Source organism: Vibrio sp. 10N.261.51.A4 (assembly GCF_041471945.1).
GTDB classification, from domain to species: domain Bacteria; phylum Pseudomonadota; class Gammaproteobacteria; order Enterobacterales; family Vibrionaceae; genus Vibrio; species Vibrio crassostreae_C.
Window position 1 is genome coordinate 1 of sequence record NZ_JBFRPJ010000167.1, and the last position, 1,084, is coordinate 1,084.

1 protein-coding gene is annotated in these 1,084 nt (G+C 41.0%); it reads right to left on the reverse strand.

Going from position 1 to position 1,084, the window contains the following annotated elements; genetic code table 11:
* The coding region (locus AB4384_RS23525; RefSeq protein ID WP_372130195.1) for an ISAs1 family transposase at nucleotides 1-1,003 on the reverse strand (1,003 nt) is incomplete at its 3' end.
* Nucleotides 1,004-1,084: the final 81 nt, after the last annotated feature.

The window sequence follows — 1,084 nt, forward strand, 5'->3', positions numbered from 1 at the left end:
TTATAACTGCTAAATTCTCACCGGCTTGCTCTCGACGTATCCGACATTCATCTTCTTTAAAACCAACGTCTAATCGCCAGTGCATCTGATTTTCAATGCTCCAATGTGCTCGCGTGCTCTCTAGTAAAGCTTTAGCCGTTAGTTTTGCTGAGCTTATGTAGTGCTTGATTTGCATTGTTTCTGCTGGCTTATCACCTTCTTGACGAATTGAAACGACCATACCAATTGTGGAGAGTTCAGCCCAATCAAACGCTATATAGCCTAAGAAATCTGTATTGTGAACAACCATACTCAAACGCGTTTCTGTACGACCATGCCCTTTCTCTTGAGTGACGTATTTATCACCTTCAAAACTATTAATCATACTAGAATTAAACACTTGGCTAATCGCTTGCTCCAATCGTTTTTGATTACCTTTTACCGCTAAGAGATAATCTGCATCTTGAGCGACTATCTTTTCAGCTATATCCTTCTGGCATCCCATAGCATCAATAGTCACTAAACAACCTCGCAAGGAAAGCATTTCAAGCAGTTCAGGGATCGCTTTTATTTCATTGCTTTTATCCGCAGTCTTCACTTGTCCTAGTACAACTTGGTTTGCTGCACTAAAGGCACTAACCATATGGATTGCACCACAACGCTTGTCTTTGTTGTATGTGCCTCTGAGAGTTTTGCCGTCGATAGCAATCACTTCACCCTCTGTCGTCTCATGACAGTCTTTCATCCACGCAGTAAAGCATCGTTGCAGTTGCTTGGCGGAAATAAGATTGATAACTCGGGCAATGGTATCGTGTACTGGTATGCCTTGTTTGAAATCACCATACTGCCTAAGCCATTCCAAGTTATCTTCACCAAAATCTTCAATATCCTCCCAACCTTCAGCACCAGCAATCACTGCTGCAATTGTTAAGAAGATAATGTCGGTTAGCGTGTGCTCTATTTTCCAAGCTTGGCGAGGGTCTCGAATAACTGAAATATGGTCCAAAAGGCTTAATCCATTCATTATGGCTAAATATCTGCTGTTAAAAAACAGTATATGATCACACCTAAATCTGATCATCAAATCGATCTTGAATGTATTGAA